Source organism: Roseibium sp. QJM3NY_11 (assembly GCF_056173175.1).
On record NZ_CM149660.1, the window covers coordinates 644,190 to 664,127 of the forward strand.

The following is a 19,938-nucleotide window of genomic DNA, read 5'->3' on the forward strand; positions in this document are numbered from 1 at the left end:
TGTGTGTTCTCACCATATGTCCAACCGGCTACAGCCTCAAGCGCAGGATTTTTCCTGCGTGCGGCCTCCGCTCCGGTCACGGGTCCGCGGGATCGGGGCTCTCCTCCTTGTCCTGGGCATAATGCTTGTTTTCGCGCCGGTCGCCGAACAGTTGCCGTTGTTCGAGATGCTGGCGCTGGGCGTTGTAGAAGGCGTTGAGGAAACGCAGCCGGTCCTGCGGTGGTACCGGGTCGGCGTAGCCGATTTTCCTGCGGATCTTCTCGACGATGACGGCGACGGTCGCCGATTTTCCATCGGCGGCTTCGGATGCCGGCCGTGCACTCTGGTTGCGCAGCAGCGTTTCAAGTGTCTGCAGTTCGAAGGCGCCGTAATGGTCGAGCTGGTGGGCCAGGAAGACGAACTTTTTCCTGTCGGCCGCCGGCAGCGGTGCATCGCTGGCAAGATCCTTCAAGAGCACCGGCACGGGCAGGTGGATCACATGGGTGCCTGCCATCATGTCGCCCAACCGGCGGCGGTGCCGATTGAACAGCGGAACACACAGCGCTATCGACACCCAGGCCAGTGCAGCGACCGATTCCAGTGGCGTGGCCGCATCCAGTGTCAGCAGAAGGGTCGCGGGCAGGAAGATTTCCGCTTCCTTCATCAGGTTGCGCAGCACCAGGGCGTGCGCGGTGAGCGGGCCGCCATCGTGGGAAACAACCTTGATCTTCATCAGTCGCTTGCCGAGCGTCTGGCCGTTCCAGGCAAGCTCGGCGCAGATGTAGTAGGGCACGCGGATCAGGAAGAACAGCAGGGCGCCGACGGCGAACATCGTCTGCGGATCCGAGATGTCCAGAACCAGGAGCAGGATCAGCAGGCAGACCGCGGCGACGGTGGTGATGACGATGTCGGTGATCTGGGCGGTGAAGCGCACGCCCAGACCCGCGACCGGCAGGGTCAGGGCAACGCCTTCCGGCGGCATCAGGATGTTCGGGGACAGCAAGGCCCGGCGGCGTTCCTTCCAGCGGCGCAGCATCAGGAGCGCTCCCGTCCGGCCAGCACAAACCACAAGAGCCACAGCACGCCGATCCCCCAGCCGATCGCGAGCCGCGCATCGGTCTCCTCCACGAGCTGGCGGGGGAAGCCCTCCAGGATCGCGGCGACCAGAAGCATGAATGCGGCGACCAGCGCCAGCTTGACGGCATCCCGGCCCGCGTGACGCAAGGCATCCGCCCGTGTCCGGTTGCCCGGAAACAGCAATGCCGTGCCGAGTTGCAGTCCGCCGCCACAGGCGATGCAGATGGCGGACAGCTCGGTGACGCCGTGAACGGACAGCCAGCCGGCGAGATCCGGGCCAAGGCCCCGGTCCACGTGAAGGGCGACAAATGCGCCAAGGCTGAGTCCGTTGTAGAAAGTGAGAAGGGCAGCTGGCGCGCATGCGAACACACCCAGACCGAACACAAATATCGCGATCCTCGTGTTGTGCGAAAACAGAAAGGTCGCGAAAGCCCCGAGACCGCTCGTTCCGGTCTCGTGACCATAGAGGATCGAACGCAGGGATTCGGTGGTCGCGTCGGGGCCCCGTCCTCCTGCCATTTCCGAGGGCATGAACACGTAGAACCAGTCGTTGTTCTCGAAGTAGAGCAGGTATCCGGCCAACGCTCCAAGTCCCATGCACAGGAAGCCCAGGAGGATGTAGAGCCAGCTCCGGCGCATCGCCTGCGGCGCGCTCCTGGTGAAGAACCGTGCGATGACACCGCCAAGCCTTTGCTGGGGGGCATAGACACACAGGTAGGCGCGGGCCGTGAGCGCTTCCAGGTAACCCAGTAGCGCCTTGTCGAGAGAGATTTCCCGTGCGATGGCGAGCGAGGTGGTGGCCTGCCGGTAGAGGGACGCCAGATCCCGCGTCTCCGCGAAGGTCATGTGTTGCAGGCCTCCGGTTTCCGCGGCCATGACGAGGTGTTCCAGCCGCCGCCAGTCCGCCTCGCGCTCCTTGCGAAACCGTGCCGAGCGGATGAGGTCGTCACCGTTCATCAGATCAGCTCCCGTGCCTTGATCTCGAGATAGGTCGAGATGAGGCGCGCCGTGATCGCGTTCGGCCTGGCATCGACGATCGTGACGCCCATCCGGCCGAGCCGCTCGAACACGAGCCGCCGCTCGTTGATCGACTGGTTGGCGGCGACCAGCGCGGCCGCGCCGTCAAGATCGTCCGGTGCGGCCTCGACAAGCGTTTCGAGGTCCGGATCGCGGATGGCGACGAAGATCACGAGATGGCGCTTTGACAGAATTCCGATGTTCTCGATCAGGAGTTCGGCGGAGGTGGTGTCGACAAAATCCGTGAAGATGATGATCAGGCTGCGTTTGGGCGTGCGCGCGTTCAGTTCGGTCAGCGCGAGCGTGTGGTTGGTCTCGCGGCTGACATAGGAGAGTTCCGCGGTCCAGCTGCGCAGGCGGGCAAAGGCGGTGCGGCCGGGCGCGGGCGCGGAAAAGGTGCGCGGGCGCACGTCATAGGAGTAATGCCCGACCAGATCGCCGCCAATCGATGCCGCCCATGCGGTGGCAAGAGCCGCGGTGACCGCATGGTCGATCTTGGGCAGTCCGGCGATCTCCTCGCGCATCAGGTAGCCGTTGTCAAGCGCGATGATCACATGGTGGTTGCGTTCCGCGCGCAGTTCCTTGGCGACCAGCGCGCGCCTGCGGGCGGACCGTTTCCAGTCGATTGTCTTGATGTCCATGCCCGCAACGAAGTCGCGCAGTTGCTGGAACTCCGAACCCTCGCCGATGGCACGGTTTTCCTTCACACCATAGAGCGTTAACGTCACGGTGGTGGTGATCTGCCCGGACTGGACCAGGCGGATATTAGGAACGACCCGGATTTCCGCGCCCAGAGCGAGACGCGGCACGAATTCCAGCAGCCCGAGCCGGGAGGGCCAGCACAGCCAGAGGTGTTCGAAACGCCAGAGGCCTCGACGCACGGCCCGGCAGGAGACCGTGGCAATGGCGGTGCCGGCGGGACCCGGCACGAAGGCGATGGGCGCATCTCCCGCCGACCCGTTGCCTGGCCCGTTTTCTGGCGCGTTGTCTGGTCCGTTGTCCAGTCCTTCCGGCCACTCCAGTCTGGCGCCGAGGCCAGGGGGTGCTGCTTCGATCTCAAGGCGCAGGGTGCCGGTTTCGCCCACGAAAATTTCCGCCGGGGCGTCGAAATCCAGAGCATTGGGGCGCCGGAAGGACAGGACAAGGTCAACGGTCAGAAGGAGCGCGAGGACAATCCACGGCAGCCAGCCGAGCTGGCGCAGCGCATCGCCGGCCACGACCGCGACCAGCGACAGGGCCAGCGCGGCCAGCCCGAGTACGAGCAGTCGTTTGGATGGCCGGATCAGCGGGGCGCCTCGATCTGATTGAGAATGTTTTCCAGAACCTGTTCCGGACTGCGGCCCTCTATCTCCGCCGCCGGGCCGAGAACGATGCGGTGGCGCAGGGCGGGGACGAACAGCCGCTTGACGTCGTCGGGGATGGCATAATCACGGCCGTTGAGCGCCGCGGTTGCCCGCGCGGCGCCCGCCAGCGCGTCGGCGGCGCGGGTCGAGGCGCCAAAGGCGATTTCGGAGCTTTCCCGGGTCGCCCGGATCAGCCGCAGGATATAGGCGAGAATGTCGTCCTTGAGGATGATGTCGTCGATGATGCCCCGGGTGTCCGCCAGGGCCGCGGCGTCCAGCACCTTGGAAAGGCTTTCCGTTTCCAGCCCGGCTTCCAGCGGCTCCGCGGCATGCTGCCTGAGGATTGCCAATTCAATGTCTTCGGGCGGAAAATCGATCACCAGCTTGAACAGGAACCGGTCAAGCTGGGCCTCGGGCAGGGGATAGGTGCCCTGTTGCTCGATCGGGTTCTGGGTTGCGATCACGAGGAAATCGCTGCCAAGCGAATGATCGGCGCCATCGATACTGACCTTGCGCTCGCTCATGGCCTGCAGCAGGGCGGCCTGGGTCTTGGGGGGCGCACGGTTGATCTCGTCGGCAAGAAGGACCTGCGAGAAGACGGGCCCCTTGGTCAGAACGAAGGCATTGGTCCGGAAATCGAAGATCGAGGTGCCGAGCACGTCTCCCGGCATCAGGTCCGGTGTGAACTGGATGCGGCCGAAGTCGAGTGCCAGCGCGGCCGCGAAACTGCGCGCCAACAGCGTCTTGGCGGTGCCCGGCGGGCCTTCCAGCAACACGTGGCCACGGGCGAAGAGGGCGACCAGCATGAGATCGACGACCTCCTCCTGGCCAAGCACCGTCCGACCGATTTCGGCCCTCAGTGCGTCCGTGCGTGCGCGCAAGGCGTCAAGCGTCATGGCTTATTTGCTCCAAAACCTGTTCCAATTGGTCGATCTGGTGAATGGCCTCGGCTGCCGGAAGCCGGGCGGGAAGCGCGCGGATGGCAGCCAGAACGGCCCGCAGCCGGAAGGTCTCTTCCGGATGCCGCCGGGCGGCATAGGCGAGAAAGGCTTCCTCGCCGGAATAGTGGCGCGCGTAAGCCGGTCCGAACAGGCTTGCGGCCGTGGCGGCCAGGCGCGCCGTGGCATATTCACGGATCAGGGCGCCGTCCTGGCCGGACAGCCGCATGAGCCGGGCGCGGGCGTTGACGGCGAGCATCTTGCCGGCGCCCGGGCCGGACCCTTCGGGCCGGACGGGTCCGTTGCGCAAGGCGGCGCGCCACAGAAACAGTGCCAAAACCAGAGCGGCGCCGGCCCATAGTGTCACGAATGGCGGGCCGAAAAAGCGGGCGAGATCGTCCCAGGTCCGTTCGCGCGCCGGCTCGCTGACGGGATCCCGCAGCCAGATGTCGCGGCTGTAGTCGATGACGATGTTGCGGTCTCCCGCCCTCGAGCCCAGGACATCAAGCGCAATCTGCGCATTGTCGCCCAGGCGCAGACCGTGATTGTTCAGGAGATCCGGATCGGCGAGCACCAGAATGCGGTTTTCCCGCCGGTTGCCTGCTTGCGTGTCTGCCCGGCTCTCTGTTTGCTTGGCTGTTTGGTTGTCCGGGCCGGCATCAATGGCGGTGGCCAGAGGACAATCGGCCAGAAGCATGGCCGCCCCTTGCCCGATGACCGGCCTGCAATCGGCATTGGTGAACATCTGCGCGGCGTAAATCCGGGCCGTGAGATCTTCGCCTTCGGGCGACCGGTAGCGGAAATCGGTGAACGGGCTGTCGGCGGAAACAGCCGCGATGTCGGTGCCGCCGGTCAGTTTTTCCAGAATGTCTTCCAGCCGTTCGGTCTCGACATTGAGGACAGGATGGGCAAGGCCGGTCAGGCGCATGCCGCTGCGCCATTTCGGCAGGACCACAAGGGCGGGCACTCTTCGGGCCTTGGACGTAATGACCGGGGTGAGGAGGTCGTATTCGTCCTGCTGCCGCAGCAGTTCCTCCGTCGTCACCGGCCGGGGCCGCGCCACGTCGAGCCTGGTGTCGTGGAGCGGGATCAGCAGAAGGCCGACCGCGGTCTGGTCCATCAGCCAGCCACCGGTGAAATTCTGGGCGCTGACACCATTGGCGGCCAGCCACACCTGCAGGCCGTCAAAACCGGCCGGGGAGCGGCGCAGGGATTGCTGCTGCTGAGACAGCACGTACCAGCCGGCTGACAGCACGACCAGGCAGATCAGGCCGATGATGATCATTTCCAGGCGCGGTCCGCGCGCGTCGGGGCCGGTTGCGGTCTCGCTCATGCGGGTCCCGTCCCCAGAAGGGGCCGGCACTGGTCGACATGGGTCCGGAACTCCTGTTCCGTTACGTCGCGTCCGCCGAAGTGCACGCGTTCGCTTGCCAGGACCAGGTCGCGCAGTTGGTTCAGACACCGCTGGCCCGGGGGCAGATGGCGCAGGGCGTCGCGGGCGGTCCAGCTGCGTTGCATCAGGATGCCGTTTGCGGCCACGGTCGCCGCCAGCACCTTGCGCATCAGCAGCACCAGCGCCTGCCGCCGGTCCTTCATGTGCAAGATGTCCTCGAGCGTGCCGGTTTTCTCTGCCCAGTCCGGTGCCTCGGTCCGGTGGCCCGGCCGACCCCTGACCACGTTGCGCGCCTCCCGCCCGAGCGAAACGGTCATGCCGCCGCCGAAGCGATACACCCCATAGGCGATTGCAGCGAGGATCGCGGCAGTGACCAGGCCGACGATCCAGCGGGCGGTGTCCGATGCTTCTTTGCGAACACTCAAGGACCCATCGTCCGAAGTTTGTCCGGTGCCTGCGTCGGGCTGCTGCCGGGTTTTCAGATCCGGCGCGGGGCCGGCCGGATCGAAATAGGTCACATCGGTGTCGATGCGGCGGAACCGCAGTGCCTTCAGGTAGGCGTCTCCCGAGGCACCGATCTCAATTGGCGCGCGCACGGCTTCCTGCGCCCTGGCCGGAACCAGGGAAGCAATCAGGATCAGCGGGGCGAGACCTACCAGAAAACGGCGCATGAGAGTTTTCTAGAGCGTGTCGCATCAATATGGAACCATTTGATACGACACGCTCCCGCGTGTTTGTCCGAACCGGCGCAACAGACAGCCGCCGCCCCGGCCGTCCGCCTGATTTTGACGGCTGGCCGGGAGCGGCGGCTGACAGGGATGCGTTCTCCTAGAAATGAACCGATCTGGCGGCGGCCGGTTTTTGCAGCGGCGGAGCGAACTTTGTCAGATCGATCCCTTCCACGGCAGCCTTGTACTCTTCGATGCTCGGTGTTCTGCCAAGAACGGCGGAAAGCACCACAACGGGCGTCGAGGCGAGCAGCGACTCGCCCTTTTTCTCCCCGGAGTCTTCAACGACGCGGCCCTTGAACAGGCGCGTGGATGTCGCCAGAACCGTATCGCCCTTCGCGGCCTTTTCCTGGTTGCCCATGCACAGATTGCAGCCGGGCCGTTCAAGGTAGAGGATGTTCTCGTAGTCGGTACGGGCCGCGTTCTTGGGTGCGGCGTCGTCGAACTCGAACCCGGAATATTTCTGCAAAATGCTCCAGTCGCCTTCCTCTTTCAGCTCGTCGATGATGTTGTAGGTCGGCGCGGCAACCACCAGCGGCGCCTTGAACTCGACCTTGCTGTTGGCCTTCTCGAGATTCTTGAGCATCTGGGCAACGATCTTGATGTCGCCCTTGTGGACCATGCAGGACCCGACGAAACCGAGATCCACCTTCTTCTCGCCCCGGTAGAAGGAGACGGGACGAATGGTGTCGTGGGTGTATCTCTTGGAGATATCCGCGTTGTTCACATCCGGATCGGCGATCATGGGTTCGTCGATCTGATCGAGATCCACGACAACCTCGGCGAAGTAGCTGGCGTTGTCATCCGGGGCCAGCGCCGGTTTTTCGCCGGACCGGATCTCTCCGATCCGCTTGTCGGCAATGTCGATCAATCCCTGGAGAACCTTGGTGTCGTTGTCCATTCCCTTGTCGATCATGATCTGAATGCGGCTCTTGGCGATTTCGAGCGAGCCGATCAGGGTGTCGTCGTTGGAAATGCAGATGGATGCCTTGGCCTTCATTTCGGCCGTCCAGTCCGTGAAGGTGAACGCCTGATCGGCGAGCAGGGTGCCGATATGGACCTCGATGATGCGCCCCTGGAAGACGTTGTCGCCGAACTGCTTGAGCATCTGGGACTGGGTCGCATGGACCACGTCACGGAAATCCATGTAGTCCTTCATGGAGCCCTTGAAGGTCACTTTCACCGATTCCGGGATCGGCATCGTTGCCTCCCCGGTCGCCAGAGCCAGGGCAACGGTGCCGGAATCCGCTCCGAAGGCCACACCCTTGGACATGCGGGTGTGAGAATCGCCGCCGATGATGATGGCCCAGTCATCGACCGTGATGTCGTTCAGGACCTTGTGGATCACATCCGTCATCGGATGGTAGACATCCTTCGGATCTCTTGCCGTGATCAGACCGAACCGGTTCATGAATTTCATGAGCTTGGGGATGTTGGCCTGCGCCTTCAGATCCCAGACGGAGGCTGTGTGGCAGCCGGACTGATACGCGCCGTCGACGGTGGGGGAAATCACCGTCGCGGCCATGGATTCCAGTTCCTGCGAGGTCATCAGACCGGTGGTGTCCTGGGAGCCGACAATGTTCACCTTGACCCGGACATCCGAACCCGCGTGGAGGACGGTGCCCTTGCTCACGCCGACGGCATTCGCGTTGAAGATCTTCTCGACGGCGGTCAGGCCCTGGCCTTCGTGAGACACTTCCTTGGACGGCGCGAACACCGGCGGCAAATCGATGCCGAGGGTTTCGGCCGCGAAGCTCTGCAGCTTCTTGCCGAAGACGATGGCGTAGGAGCCCCCGGCCTTCATGAATTCGACCTTTTGGGGGTTCAGCGACGAGGAGATATCGACAAGCTCTTCATCGCCGGCTTCGTTGTAGAGCTTCCGGGTCTTCGTATTGATCGTGAGGACCGTGCCTGTCTCGACAGAGTATTTCTGCTCGAGAACGGGGTTGCCGTCATTGTTCAGGATCGGCTTGCCGTCGTCGCCCAGTTTCTTGACCCAGTTCTTCAGGTCGATGCCGATGCCGCCGGTCACGCCGACGGTCGTCAGGAAAATGGGGGAAATGCCATTCGTGCCGGCAACTACCGGGGCAAAGTTGACAAAGGGCACATAGGGGCTGGCCTGCTTGCCTGTCCACAGCGCGACGTTGTTGACACCGGACATCCGGGAGGAGCCCACGCCCATGGTGCCTTTCTCGGCGATCAGCATGACGCGCTTGTCCGGATGCTGCAGTTTCAGCGCCTCGATTTCCTTCTGCGCCGCCTCGGTGATCATGCACTTGCCATGCAACTCCCTGTCGGAGCGCGAATGGGCCTGGTTTCCGGGAGACAGCAGGTCGGTGGAGATATCACCTTCGCCGGCGATATAGGTGACGACCTTGATTTCCTCGTCGAGTTCGGGAAGTTTGGTGAAGAACTCTGCCTGTGCGTAACTTTCGAGAATGTCCCTGGCGATCTCGTTGCCTGCCTCCAAGGCAAGCTTCAGCCGGTCGGTGTCCGCCTCATAGAGGAAGACCTGGGTCTTGAGGACTTCGGCTGCGTCCCTGGCGACGGAGGGGTCGTCGCCGAGGGCCAAATCGAGCAGAACCTCGACCGAGGGGCCGCCTTTCATGTGTGACAGGAGCTCGAAGGCGAAGGATTTCGAGATTTCCTCGACGACCGACGTGCCGAGAATGATCTCTTTCAGGAACTTCGCCTTTTCACCGGCAGCGCTCGTCGTGCCGGGCAAGGTATTGTAGATGAAGAACTTGAGGGATTCTTGCCTGTGTTCGTGCCCCGGATCCTTGATCTGGTTGACGATCTCCTTGACGAGTGCGCCGTCTTCGATGGGCTTGGGATGCAGGCCCTGGCCTTTGCGCGTGTCGATCTCATTCAGGTAGTCTGTGTACAAGCTCATGGTGATCCCGGCGTCCTGATGGTTTGAGTCAAGCATTTGCATCTTTGTACGCGACACCGATTGCAAATGTTTGAATCTCCAAAACCACTCGTTATTTATTTATGACTGGTGGCATTCCTGAATTTGACTTTTGAACCGGAGACCGGTCGAAACCGGGTCTCACCTGCCAAACTCGAACCACCAGAAACGGCTGAAGCCCGGCTGCCGGCCACTGTCGGTCCGACGAGCCGGTCATCAAGCTGGTTGAGCGTGGTCTTAATTGAGTATACAATGGTATGCAATAATTTTCTGAGCCTTGAATGCAGGACCTGATCCGATTGCGGCATCAGCGGTCGCAGTCGCCTCGACAGCCTGACGGCCCCTTTCAAACCACCGTAGGCCAACCGGTTCAAGGACGAGGTGCGGCAAGGTGATGTCTGGTGAAGGGGGGCAAAGATTGCTATAGGGGCGGCGCATCAACTTGCGGCGGCGACTGAGGGAGAGGCTCTCTATCGTATCCCCGCGGAACTGCTTCGGATGACACTGCGTTTCCAAAGAGCGTCCGGAGTTATGAGAGATTACGCCAGGCACCGGATCGGACGCGGCCCGGACCTGCGGACACATTAGGAGATCGCGCGTTGTGACCCAGTCCCTCGATAGCTTCAAGTGCAAGAAAACGCTGACCGCCGGCGGCAAGACCTATACCTATTTCTCTATACCGGAAGCCGAAAAGAACGGTCTGGAAGGCGTGTCCAGACTGCCGTTCTCGCTGAAGGTCGTTCTGGAGAACCTGCTGCGCTTCGAAGACGGACGCACGGTCACCCGGGAAGACATCGTCGCCTGCGCGGAATGGCTCAAGACCCGCAAATCCTCTCACGAGATCTCCTATCGCCCCGCCCGTGTGCTGATGCAGGATTTCACCGGTGTCCCGGCGGTTGTCGACCTGGCTGCCATGCGTGACGCCGCCGTCAAGCTCGGCGGCGATCCGGAGAAGGTCAATCCGCTGGTGCCGGTCGATCTCGTCATCGATCACTCGGTGATGATCGACTATTTCGGTACCCAGGACGCCTTCCGCAAAAACGTGGAACTGGAATACGTGCGCAACAAGGAACGCTACGAGTTCCTGCGCTGGGGCCAGTCCGCCTTCAACAATTTCCGCGCCGTTCCACCGGGAACCGGTATCTGCCATCAGGTGAACCTGGAATATCTCGCCCAGACCGTCTGGACGAAGGAAGAGGACGGCGAAACCGTCGCCTATCCGGACACGCTGGTCGGCACGGACAGCCACACGACCATGGTCAACGCCCTGGCGGTGCTGGGCTGGGGCGTCGGCGGGATCGAGGCGGAAGCCGCCATGCTCGGCCAGCCGATCTCCATGCTGATCCCGGAAGTCATCGGCTTCAAGCTGACCGGCAAGCTGAACGAGGGCATCACCGCGACCGACCTGGTGCTGCGCGTCGTGGAGATGCTGCGCCAGAAGGGCGTTGTCGGCAAGTTCGTCGAATTCTTTGGTCCCGGCCTTGACAACCTCAGCCTGGAAGACACTGCGACCATTGCGAACATGGCGCCGGAATACGGCGCCACCTGCGGCTTCTTCCCGGTCGATGCCGACACGCTGAAATACCTGCATGCCACCGGCCGCGACGCGGACCGCGTTGCGCTCGTGGAAGAATATTCCAGGGCACAGGGCATGTTCCGTGCAGGTGGCGAGGAGCCGGTGTTCACCGACACGCTGGAACTCGACATCTCCACCGTCGTTCCGGCCATCTCCGGCCCGAAACGCCCGCAGGACCGCATCAACCTCGCCGACGCCGCGGCCGGCTTTGCCACGACCATGGCGGAGGAGTTCAAGAAGGCGGACGCGCTGTCCAAGCGGGTTGCCGTTGAGGGCAAGGACTATGATCTGGGCAATGGCGACGTGGTCATCGCAGCGATCACCTCCTGCACCAACACGTCCAACCCGTCTGTGCTGATCGGCGCGGGCCTGGTTGCCCGCAACGCCCTGAAAAAGGGTCTCAAGGTCAAGCCCTGGGTGAAAACCTCGCTGGCGCCAGGGTCCCAGGTGGTGACCGACTATCTGGAAAAGGCTGGCGTTCAGGACGATCTGGACGCGCTGGGCTTCACGCTGGCGGGTTACGGCTGCACCACCTGCATCGGCAATTCCGGTCCGCTGGATCCGGCGATTTCCGCGGCGATCAACGACAACGACCTGATCGCCTGCTCGGTGCTGTCCGGCAACCGCAACTTCGAGGGCCGGGTGAACCCGGATGTGCGCGCCAACTACCTGGCCTCGCCGCCGCTGGTCGTCGCCTACGCCATTGCCGGCAACCTGAACGTCAATATCACCGAGGATTCCCTCGGTAACGACCAGGACGGCAATCCGGTCTATCTGAAGGACCTGTGGCCGACCACGGCCGAGATCACCGACCTGATCCGGTCGTCCATCAACGAGGAGATGTTCCGCGAGCGTTACGGTGACGTCTTCAAGGGCGACGAGCACTGGCAGGCGATCAAGGTGGAAGGCGGCATGACCTATGGCTGGCCGGCTGCCTCGACCTATGTCCAGAACCCGCCTTACTTCGAAGGCATGACCATGGAGCCCAAGCCGCTTCAGGACATCAACAATGCCGCCGTCATGGGCCTGTTCCTGGACAGTATCACCACCGATCACATTTCTCCGGCCGGCAACATCAAGGCCGACAGCCCTGCCGGCACCTACCTGGCGGAACACCAGGTCGCCCAGAAGGACTTCAACTCCTATGGCGCGCGCCGCGGCAACCACCAGGTGATGATGCGTGGCACCTTCGCCAACATCCGCATCAAGAACCAGATGGTTCCGGGTGTCGAGGGCGGCGTCACCATGAAGGACGGCGAAAGGAAGTGGATCTACGACGCCTGCATGGAATACAAGGAAGCCGGTGTTCCGCTGGTGGTCTTCGCCGGCAAGGAATACGGCACCGGGTCTTCCCGTGACTGGGCCGCCAAGGGCACCAATCTCCTCGGTGTGCGCGCTGTCATCGCCCAATCCTTCGAGCGCATCCACCGTTCCAACCTGGTCGGCATGGGCGTCATCCCGCTGACATTCAAGGACGGCGAGAGCTGGCAGTCGCACGGGATCACCGGCAAGGAACGGGTGACCATCCTGGGCATCGCCGACATCAAGCCGCGCCAGATGATGGATGTCGAAGTCACCTACGAGGACGGCACAACCAAGACCATCGAGTGCCTGTGCCGTGTCGATACGCTGGACGAACTGGAATACATCAAGGCCGGCGGCATCCTGCACTACGTGCTCAGGAACCTGGTGACGAGCTGATCGGTCAGAGGATCAGACAGCTGAAGATTACAGCGGGCCCTTCGGGGCCCGCTTTTTTGTTGAGTTAATATCAAAATACGCTAATATTTCTATTAAAACGTGCAGTTTTCTAAATTTTTAAATGCAAAATAGGTTTGATATGGATAAGAAGATTGATGTCCTGCTTGTGGTCGCGCTTTCAGAAGAATTTAAGGAGATAATTTCCTCCAAAATTTTCGAATTTGAAGAAAATAATTTAGTCAATTCTTACGAAAATTATTCTTTTGAATTCTTTGATGAGCGTAACAGAAAAATATTTGGGGTAATATGCTGCGCCAATGATATGGGTGCAAGAGTCCGAGAGTGCACAACTACTTTTGCCGCTCAATTTTCTCCTTCGATGGTGATTAGTCTTGGCATTTCGGGGCGCATAGGAAATGATGCTAGAGTTGGAGATGTTATTGTTCCCGAATATATCCAGCTTTTTGATCATCGGTCGGCAACGAGTGATAATGATCAAGGAGGTTATGAATTTGTACCCGGTGGTAGTCCCGTAGTCTCTGATACCGCATCTTTATCAATTATTTCGAGCATCAAATATTCAGAAAATACTAATTTCTTAAATTTTGAAGATTTTTGTAAGCATAAAGAAGTAAAGCTTGAAAGGGAGGCGCTCGACTTCGTTAGTAAGAAGAGCATCGATAAGGATATCGCATTCATCCCCCGTGTACTGAAGGGGCCATTTGCTTGTTCAAGCACCGTGATAAAATCCTCTGTCTTTAAAAACCAAACTCTCAGGCATATTGATCGAAATTTCGTTGGCATAGACATGGAAAGTGGCCATGTCGGCAGCGCCCTTGTGGGAATGCCGAGTACAATACGACCTCTATTTTTTGCGATTCGCGCAATTAGTGATCCAGGAAACGCAGAAAAATCTGCGTATGACTCTGTAGGGCCCGGATATTTCAGGAGATGGGCTTTGTATAATATGTCTCTCTCCTTGAGAGCATTTTTGTTGTTATTTGACTTCAGTTTCGAAGGCATCTCCGCAGAGCGAGATCTGCATAGTTCCGCGAAGATCCATGATCTTGGCGTGCATTATGTTGACCAGTATCCTGGACAACAAATCGCTCACCCTTTGGATGCTGAACTAAACAATAAAAGGTTTTCAAATCTTTATCGACAAGCTGGTCCTTTAAATGAAGGTGCGAAAATCAAGTGTTCATTTGAAGATATATTAAAGGATGTTTTATTATCTTCTGATCAGCAAATGTTTCTTGTTAGTGGCCACGGCGGATGTGGTAAAAGTGCTTTATTACAGTTACTCAAACGTAACATTGAGACCGCTCAACAAGGTGGGCAGTGCCTTTTCTTAAACGTTAGCATTTTGATAGAGCACATGGCTGGAAAAGACTTGGATCAGTATCTCAGGAAAATGATTTCTGATCAAAATCCACTTATTTTTGAATCTAGCGGCCCTGTCTATGTTTTTCTGGACGAGCTACGGGGAGATAATAAAGAAGAATTTGTAATAGAATTAATAGAAAAAATAATAGGGTCTAAAACAAAAGTTTTTGTGCTCTCGTTTGGTGAGGATCATTTTGCTTTAAAGAAAATTTCGGACCCCAATATTACACCTTACTTACATAACCGACCTTACAAGACAATTTATGAGTTAAAAAATACACACATCACCGATCAAGAGAACGCGATTAAAATAATCGAGGGAATTTTTCTAAATTTCAAAACTCATCATGAACTCACAGCAGAGGAAATATATTTACAGATAAAAAAACTGAAATTTCCCTATTTGAATCATTTCGTTGTTTCAATATTTCTTGATAATATTACCAAGCAATCTTTTGCCAATTTGGGGTCAAGTTCTATTTACTTATTTAAATCTATGAGTATACTGTTTTCAGCTCTTGCTCAAAGTAAGGAGTTGGAGTTCGCCTTTGAAGACGTGTGCGTTGAGGCGTTGAAATTGCATTCTGTTGATTTACTTAAAGAGAGTAGAGAACGTAGTGAAATTCGTAATTTCTACGAAAAATACTATGGGCATTTTCCTAAGATAGTCCAAAATGTCTTGATTTCGAACGCAATAATTCACTTATTGTGTAAATATACTTCTAATCCAGAAATTTTTAATGAGTTTTTGATAAACAAGTCGGCATTTATTCGGCTTGTTTACTCTAGTGATGTCAATAATTCGGTGAAGGATTTGATCCTTGAAAATGGGTTGGAAGAAAAAATTATTGAAGCTGCTGAGTGGATACTTACCGAAGAAATCGAATTTGGGAACCCGTTTGCACTCTATCTTCTTGGACGCATGAGGACACCTGGCTCCAAGATAAAGGCCAATAAAATTCTCGAAGAAGCTAGGCATTTTCTAATAAATAACGGAAAAATTGGCAATAAATTTAGATATACAGAAGATGAAAAATTGCTCCTATTGGCTAGGAGATCCTTATATATTAGCCTGTCAAAGGCTGGTGACGAAAAGGCGACGGATGAATACGTTAATTTAGTTACATCTGATAGTTTTGAAGAGGCGTTGAACCGAAATTTTCATATGGAATACTATGGTGATGATCTAGCATTAGGGGTTACCGTCAGAAAATTTCTCGAGCATGCTGGGGGGAGCTGGCGTCGAACCAGAAGAGTACTAGTCGATCGAATTAACGAGGTTTTGCGAAACGCATCAGTCAATCAGTACGATAGAATAGTTATTGTTACATATTTTAGTTTTGTTAGATATGATCATGAAAAAGGTCGGCATTGCGATTCAGATGTTAGATTAAAAGACATAGAACTTGCTAATAAAATATTAGATAGCAATATTCACATTGGGAGAAAGCTCAAAATTTATGTCCAAATGGTACGTGATAATTTAGAAAAATCAAAATTCGACTATTTGGATTGTATACTAGAACTATATAAAATAAAGTTGATGCCAAGGCATGGCTGGTTGCGGTGTAAAGTTGGAACGCAAAATAATTGCCTAGTAGAATCTGTGGCTAGTCATGTTTATGGCGCAATATTACTCGCGGACATTTTCTTAACTTCGAACTTCCTTGATATTGATGTGAGTCAATCTGAAGTAATATCTTTGTTGATATCGCACGATCTTGGAGAAGTCATCACAGGAGATTTTTCTCCTACTGACGGTGATGCTCAAGAAAAGGAAAAACTAGCGATAGGAAGACTTTCTTGTTTCTCTTGTTATGAAAAAATGGGAGGTCTTAAGAGAATTGAAGAAAATTTTGAAAAATTTAGTGATAGAAGAACTACAGCATCGGTGTTAGCATTTGATTTTGATAAATTGGATGCGGTCTTACAATTTTACTTTTATCATGAAAAAATTGATCGTAAAGAAGATAGCAGTTTCCTTGAATATCATATCGAAAAAATAAAAACGCCGGAGCTGAGAGCGATAGCGATAGACGTGCGCGACAAGTTATTGCCCTAGATGTGTATTCGTAACGGTTTAATGTAGAATTTCTGGATAACGACATGATGGGGTCATTTTTTAACTTGTTGGCTCGATAGAGCTTGGTTGGATAAAATCGCAGTTTAGCGAGCCTTTTAAGTTGAAAAACAATCTACCACTGTAACAAGAGTGGGACAGTCTTAAACTCCAATTCATCGTCTTTTCGGACTGCGAGGCGGGCAAGCGCAATCACGTAATCCGGAACGCGGCGCAGCGGTCGCGCATTGGCGCGACCTTTTCAAAGAGCATAGGAGATCCTGCGCTCGCGCTGACACGCTGGATGCCGGACCGGCCCGCAGCCTTGCTGCACTTGTCCGGAACGACCGAAGAAACGTCCAGTTACGCGCGAAGCTCTTGTATGGCGGATTGCATTGCAGCGAAAAACGGTGTTCCATCTTTGCGCTCAGATGATTGTTACTGCCATGCGTGGATTTGATGAGAGCGATATTGATGACACTCGTCCTGCTCACCGTCACAGTTCAGGCGGCACTTGCCGATCAGTGTGTCGACCGCTTCACTGAACTTTACCTGCAGCTCGACCAGGGCATGCCGACCAAAACGATCGCCACGACCGCCTTCAAGGGGGCGCCGCCCTCGACCAACGAATTCCATCATGTCAGCCAGGACCATTACATGACCGTGCCGACTTCCCCGGCCGGTCCCTGGGTGCTCGGCTATAACAACGTGCTTTATCAATCCGGGGACGAGGGCAAGACCTGGCAGAAGGTGCGCGAGATGGAAACCGGCCAGAATGCGGACAAGGCGCGTGCCGACAAGCTGACCAACGCCGAAACCATCCGCAACGCCGCTTGCGGCGAGGAGGACCTGGGCGGCGAGACCGTGGATGTGGTGGCGGCCGATATCACCGTCAGCCAGGGCATGGTCACGGAGAACCGTTACTCCTACTGGGTCCGGCGCGGGGACGGCTTCATCGTCAAGGCGGTCTACGACACCACGGCGCCGAGTTTCGAAATGACGACCACGCAGGTCATCGAAAAGGCCCCGGGAATGACGCTGCCGGCACCGGAGTGAGGGGATAGTCTCTCAAGAAGTGATCTTCCCCGACTTGATCGGGGATCCATTCGTTTCCAGAGCAGGAGGGCTTTGGGAATGTCCCCGGCGGCCCGGCTCTGCGCGTTGGCGGCGGACGGTACCCGCAGCACCGTGACCCGGATCCCCGATCAAGTCGGGGACGGCCGTAGGGAGGAGGGGTGCATTGTGTCTCCTTGCGGCCCTTCGCCATGGTTCCGGGCGGTCGACTTTCAAAGAGCGAAACCGATGTCTTTTGCCGGCTTTGCCGTCCCGCCCCTCACCCCCTGCCCCGATACGGCGCGACGCCCTGCTCGGGGATCCAGACGCCTTCAGGGGCCGGGCCGGTCTGATAGAAGACGTCTATCGGGATGCCGCCGCGCGGGTACCAGTAGCCGCCGATCCTCAGCCATTCGGGCTCAAGCAGGTCTGTGAGGCGCCTTGCGATGGAGACCGTGCAGTCCTCGTGAAAGGCGCCGTGGTTGCGGAAGGAGCCCAGGAACAGCTTCAGCGACTTGCTTTCGACCAGATAGTCCTTCGGCACGTAGTCGATCACCAGATGGGCGAAATCCGGCGCGCCGGTGATCGGGCAGAGCGAGGTGAATTCGGGCGCGGCGAAGCGGACCATGTAAAGCGTGCCGGCCTGCGGGTTCGGCACCTTTTCCAGCACCGCCGTGTCCGGATCGTCAGGCAGTGCGGTCGCGGTGCCAAGCTGGGTCAGGTTATGGTAGATGGTTTTGTCTGACATGGATTTCTCTTTTGTCACGACCTCATCCTGAGGAGGACAGTCGGGTCCGTCTCAAAGGATGGGCTGCTTGTTCCGAGTTTGCCGCCCATCCTTCGAAACGCCGCTGGTGCAGCTCCTCAGGATGAGGGTGATTGTGTCGTGAAATCCCCTCAGACTCCCCGCAAGTTGCCCCAGATCAGCGTGTGAAGCTGAGGCAGGACGGTGGCCGTATACCACTGATCGGCAGTAACCTTGCCGACCAGCCAGCGCATGCGGTCCATGATGCCGGCCATGTCGATGGCGCTGACATGTTCTTCGGCCGCGGGCGGCGTGTGGTTGCCCGGCTGCAGGTAGAGGCCCAGGTCCGGATACCGGCCGGCAACGTCGCGGGCGAAGGCATAATCGGCTTCATCGAAGATGACGACCTTCAGGACCGTTTGCGTGTCCGGCCCGGCTGCTTCGACGCATTCGGCAAGCTTCTGCCAGTCGGTCACCATGCCGCTTGAGGGCGGCTTGGGGCTGAGGGTCAGGACGTTGAGCCCGGCGAACCAGTCCCTGGCGATGCTGCCCTGGGTTTCCAGCGCGAAGCGATAGCCTTCCTTGCGGCCGAGTTCGATCAGGGGCCCAAGCGGCTGAATGGCCGGGTTGCCGCCGGACAGGGAAACCGTCAGCGGATGGCCGCCGGAGAGGAGTTCCACCTGCATCAGGATCGCTGCCGGCGTCATCGGACACCATTCATCCCGGTAGATGCTGTCGACGGCATGGGGCGTGTCGCACCAGGTGCAGCGGTAATCGCAGCCGCCGGTGCGCACGAACACCGTCGGCTGACCGATCAGGGCTCCCTCGCCCTGGATGGTCGGTCCGAATATCTCGTTGACGCGGATGTGGTCGCTTGTCATGCCGCATGCACTCCCGGAGTTGCAAGGGGCCGGTATTCGGCGCAGGTCTTCGGGGTTTCCTTCACCCTGACGGCGGAGGTTTCCGGCCAGCGCTGGCGGCACCAGTTATACAAGAACCGCGCCATGGTCTCGGCAGTCACGCAGTCGTCGCCGAGCACGTCGTTGAGGTGCCAGTGGTCGAGCGTGTCATCGATGAAGCGCTTGAACTCGGAAAGCTCGCGGTAATCGCGCACGAAACCGGTGGCATCAAGCTGTTCCGACATCAGTTCAACCTCGACCACGTAATTGTGGCCGTGCAGGCGCGCGCAGGGGTGATCCTCGCCGAGCCCCTTCAACTGGTGACTGGCGGAGAAGTGGAATTCCTTGGTGATCCTAAACATGGCAGGCCGCCTTCCAGAATTCAGCGTCGGCATACGCCGTCGGATCGATGCCGCCGGCCAGGTGAAAGGCCTCACGCCGTTCCACGCAGGTGCCGCAGCGCCCGCAATGCACCTCGCCGCCCTTGTAGCAGGACCAGGTGTTTCGGTAGTCGATGCCGAGCCGCAGGCCTTCGGCGGCAATCGCCGCCTTGGAGCTGTGCACATAGGGCGTGAACAGGCTGATTTGCCCAAGTCCTTCCAGCGCATGGCGCTGCATGGTCTCGAAACTTTCCGTGAAAGCGGGGCGGCAGTCGGGATAGATGAAATGGTCGCCGCCATGAACGGCGGTTGCCACCGCGTCCGCGCCGCGTGCGCTGGCGATGCCGAAGGCAATACTCAGCATGATCGCGTTGCGGTTCGGCACAACGGTGATCTTCATGGTGTCTTCGGCATAATGCCCGTCCGGCACATCCAGCTCATCGGTCAGCGCCGAGCCGGAAAGCCGGCGGCCGATATCGGACATGTCGATCAGGATATGTTCGGTGCCAAGCTCGTCGGCGCAGACCCTGGCGTAGGCCAGTTCCTTTTTATGCCGCTGGCCATAGTCGAAGGAGATCAGGCCGATGAGCGCGTGCTCTTGCGCAATCTTGTGCGCAAGGGTGACGGAATCCATTCCGCCGGAACAGATGACAAGTGTTTTCAACGATGTGATCCCTTGTTTTCGCTGCAAGCGTCCGTCGCGACGCTTTTCACCGGGTGGGCTGCGACCGGTGGTTCCCATCGTGGGAACGG

General features: G+C 58.1%; 14 protein-coding genes. 3 read left to right on the plus strand and 11 right to left on the minus strand.

The window, feature by feature from the left end; translation table 11 throughout:
- Positions 1-76: 76 nt before the first annotated feature.
- The 7 genes from AC0VX3_RS02995 to AC0VX3_RS03025 all read right to left on the minus strand — a co-directional run bounded on the left by AC0VX3_RS02995 (position 77) and on the right by AC0VX3_RS03025 (position 9,368).
- Positions 77-1,015, minus strand: coding sequence for an RDD family protein (locus AC0VX3_RS02995; RefSeq protein ID WP_475523472.1), 939 nt, complete (start codon positions 1,013-1,015; stop codon positions 77-79).
- Complete coding sequence (locus AC0VX3_RS03000) at positions 1,015-2,013, minus strand: stage II sporulation protein M (RefSeq protein WP_475523473.1); 999 nt, start codon at positions 2,011-2,013, stop codon at positions 1,015-1,017. The genes AC0VX3_RS02995 and AC0VX3_RS03000 overlap by 1 nt, the downstream gene beginning before the upstream one ends.
- Positions 2,013-3,290 carry a DUF58 domain-containing protein gene (locus AC0VX3_RS03005; protein ID WP_475523474.1) on the minus strand — a complete coding sequence of 426 codons (1,278 nt, stop codon included), beginning with the start codon at positions 3,288-3,290 and terminating at the stop codon, positions 2,013-2,015. The genes AC0VX3_RS03000 and AC0VX3_RS03005 overlap by 1 nt, the downstream gene beginning before the upstream one ends.
- Positions 3,291-3,355: 65 nt before the next feature.
- Positions 3,356-4,312, minus strand: coding sequence for an AAA family ATPase (locus AC0VX3_RS03010; RefSeq protein WP_475523475.1), 957 nt, complete (start codon positions 4,310-4,312; stop codon positions 3,356-3,358).
- Positions 4,302-5,687, minus strand: a complete 1,386-nt coding sequence (locus tag AC0VX3_RS03015) for a hypothetical protein (RefSeq protein WP_475523476.1) — start codon at positions 5,685-5,687, stop codon at positions 4,302-4,304. Before AC0VX3_RS03015 ends, AC0VX3_RS03010 begins: the two co-directional genes overlap by 11 nt.
- Positions 5,684-6,418, minus strand: a complete 735-nt coding sequence (locus AC0VX3_RS03020; RefSeq protein WP_475523477.1) for a DUF4129 domain-containing protein — start codon at positions 6,416-6,418, stop codon at positions 5,684-5,686. Before AC0VX3_RS03020 ends, AC0VX3_RS03015 begins: the two co-directional genes overlap by 4 nt.
- A gap of 157 nt (positions 6,419-6,575) precedes the next feature.
- On the minus strand, positions 6,576-9,368 hold the full coding sequence (locus tag AC0VX3_RS03025) for a bifunctional aconitate hydratase 2/2-methylisocitrate dehydratase (protein WP_475523478.1): 2,793 nt from the start codon (positions 9,366-9,368) through the stop codon (positions 6,576-6,578).
- A gap of 619 nt (positions 9,369-9,987) precedes the next feature.
- Here AC0VX3_RS03025 and acnA point away from each other — a divergent pair.
- The 3 genes from acnA (at position 9,988) to AC0VX3_RS03040 (ending at position 17,164) form a co-directional block, all read left to right on the plus strand.
- A complete protein-coding gene (gene acnA, locus AC0VX3_RS03030) occupies positions 9,988-12,663 on the plus strand; it encodes an aconitate hydratase AcnA (protein WP_475523479.1) in 2,676 nt (891 codons plus the stop codon).
- Between the two features lie 139 nt (positions 12,664-12,802).
- Positions 12,803-16,111, plus strand: coding sequence for an HD domain-containing protein (locus AC0VX3_RS03035; protein ID WP_475523480.1), 3,309 nt, complete (start codon positions 12,803-12,805; stop codon positions 16,109-16,111).
- Between the two features lie 471 nt (positions 16,112-16,582).
- Complete coding sequence (locus AC0VX3_RS03040; RefSeq protein ID WP_475523481.1) at positions 16,583-17,164, plus strand: hypothetical protein; 582 nt, start codon at positions 16,583-16,585, stop codon at positions 17,162-17,164.
- A 277-nt stretch (positions 17,165-17,441) separates the two neighbouring features.
- Here the strand turns inward: AC0VX3_RS03040 and queF are convergent, their stop codons facing one another.
- The 4 genes from queF to queC form a co-directional block, all read right to left on the minus strand.
- Positions 17,442-17,909: a preQ(1) synthase gene (gene queF / locus AC0VX3_RS03045; RefSeq protein WP_475523482.1), complete on the minus strand. Its 468-nt coding sequence runs from the start codon at positions 17,907-17,909 to the stop codon at positions 17,442-17,444.
- A gap of 149 nt (positions 17,910-18,058) precedes the next feature.
- On the minus strand, positions 18,059-18,787 hold the full coding sequence (gene queE, locus AC0VX3_RS03050; protein ID WP_475523483.1) for a 7-carboxy-7-deazaguanine synthase QueE: 729 nt from the start codon (positions 18,785-18,787) through the stop codon (positions 18,059-18,061).
- On the minus strand, positions 18,784-19,167 hold the full coding sequence (gene queD, locus AC0VX3_RS03055; protein WP_475523484.1) for a 6-carboxytetrahydropterin synthase QueD: 384 nt from the start codon (positions 19,165-19,167) through the stop codon (positions 18,784-18,786). The genes queE and queD overlap by 4 nt, the downstream gene beginning before the upstream one ends.
- Positions 19,160-19,849, minus strand: a complete 690-nt coding sequence (gene queC / locus AC0VX3_RS03060) for a 7-cyano-7-deazaguanine synthase QueC (protein ID WP_475523485.1) — start codon at positions 19,847-19,849, stop codon at positions 19,160-19,162. Before queC ends, queD begins: the two co-directional genes overlap by 8 nt.
- Positions 19,850-19,938: the final 89 nt, after the last annotated feature.

Coding starts and splice junctions, on each gene's coding strand:
- AC0VX3_RS02995 (WP_475523472.1), bottom strand. CDS start 1,015: ATGCTGCGCCGCTGGAAGGAACGCCGCCGGGCCTTGCTGTCCCCGAAC.
- AC0VX3_RS03000 (WP_475523473.1), bottom strand. CDS start 2,013: ATGAACGGTGACGACCTCATCCGCTCGGCACGGTTTCGCAAGGAGCGC.
- AC0VX3_RS03010 (WP_475523475.1), bottom strand. CDS start 4,312: ATGACGCTTGACGCCTTGCGCGCACGCACGGACGCACTGAGGGCCGAA.
- AC0VX3_RS03015 (WP_475523476.1), bottom strand. CDS start 5,687: ATGAGCGAGACCGCAACCGGCCCCGACGCGCGCGGACCGCGCCTGGAA.
- AC0VX3_RS03020 (WP_475523477.1), bottom strand. CDS start 6,418: ATGCGCCGTTTTCTGGTAGGTCTCGCCCCGCTGATCCTGATTGCTTCC.
- AC0VX3_RS03025 (WP_475523478.1), bottom strand. CDS start 9,368: ATGAGCTTGTACACAGACTACCTGAATGAGATCGACACGCGCAAAGGC.
- AC0VX3_RS03035 (WP_475523480.1), top strand. CDS start 12,803: ATGGATAAGAAGATTGATGTCCTGCTTGTGGTCGCGCTTTCAGAAGAA.
- AC0VX3_RS03040 (WP_475523481.1), top strand. CDS start 16,583: ATGACACTCGTCCTGCTCACCGTCACAGTTCAGGCGGCACTTGCCGAT.
- queF (WP_475523482.1), bottom strand. CDS start 17,909: ATGTCAGACAAAACCATCTACCATAACCTGACCCAGCTTGGCACCGCG.
- queE (WP_475523483.1), bottom strand. CDS start 18,787: ATGACAAGCGACCACATCCGCGTCAACGAGATATTCGGACCGACCATC.
- queD (WP_475523484.1), bottom strand. CDS start 19,167: ATGTTTAGGATCACCAAGGAATTCCACTTCTCCGCCAGTCACCAGTTG.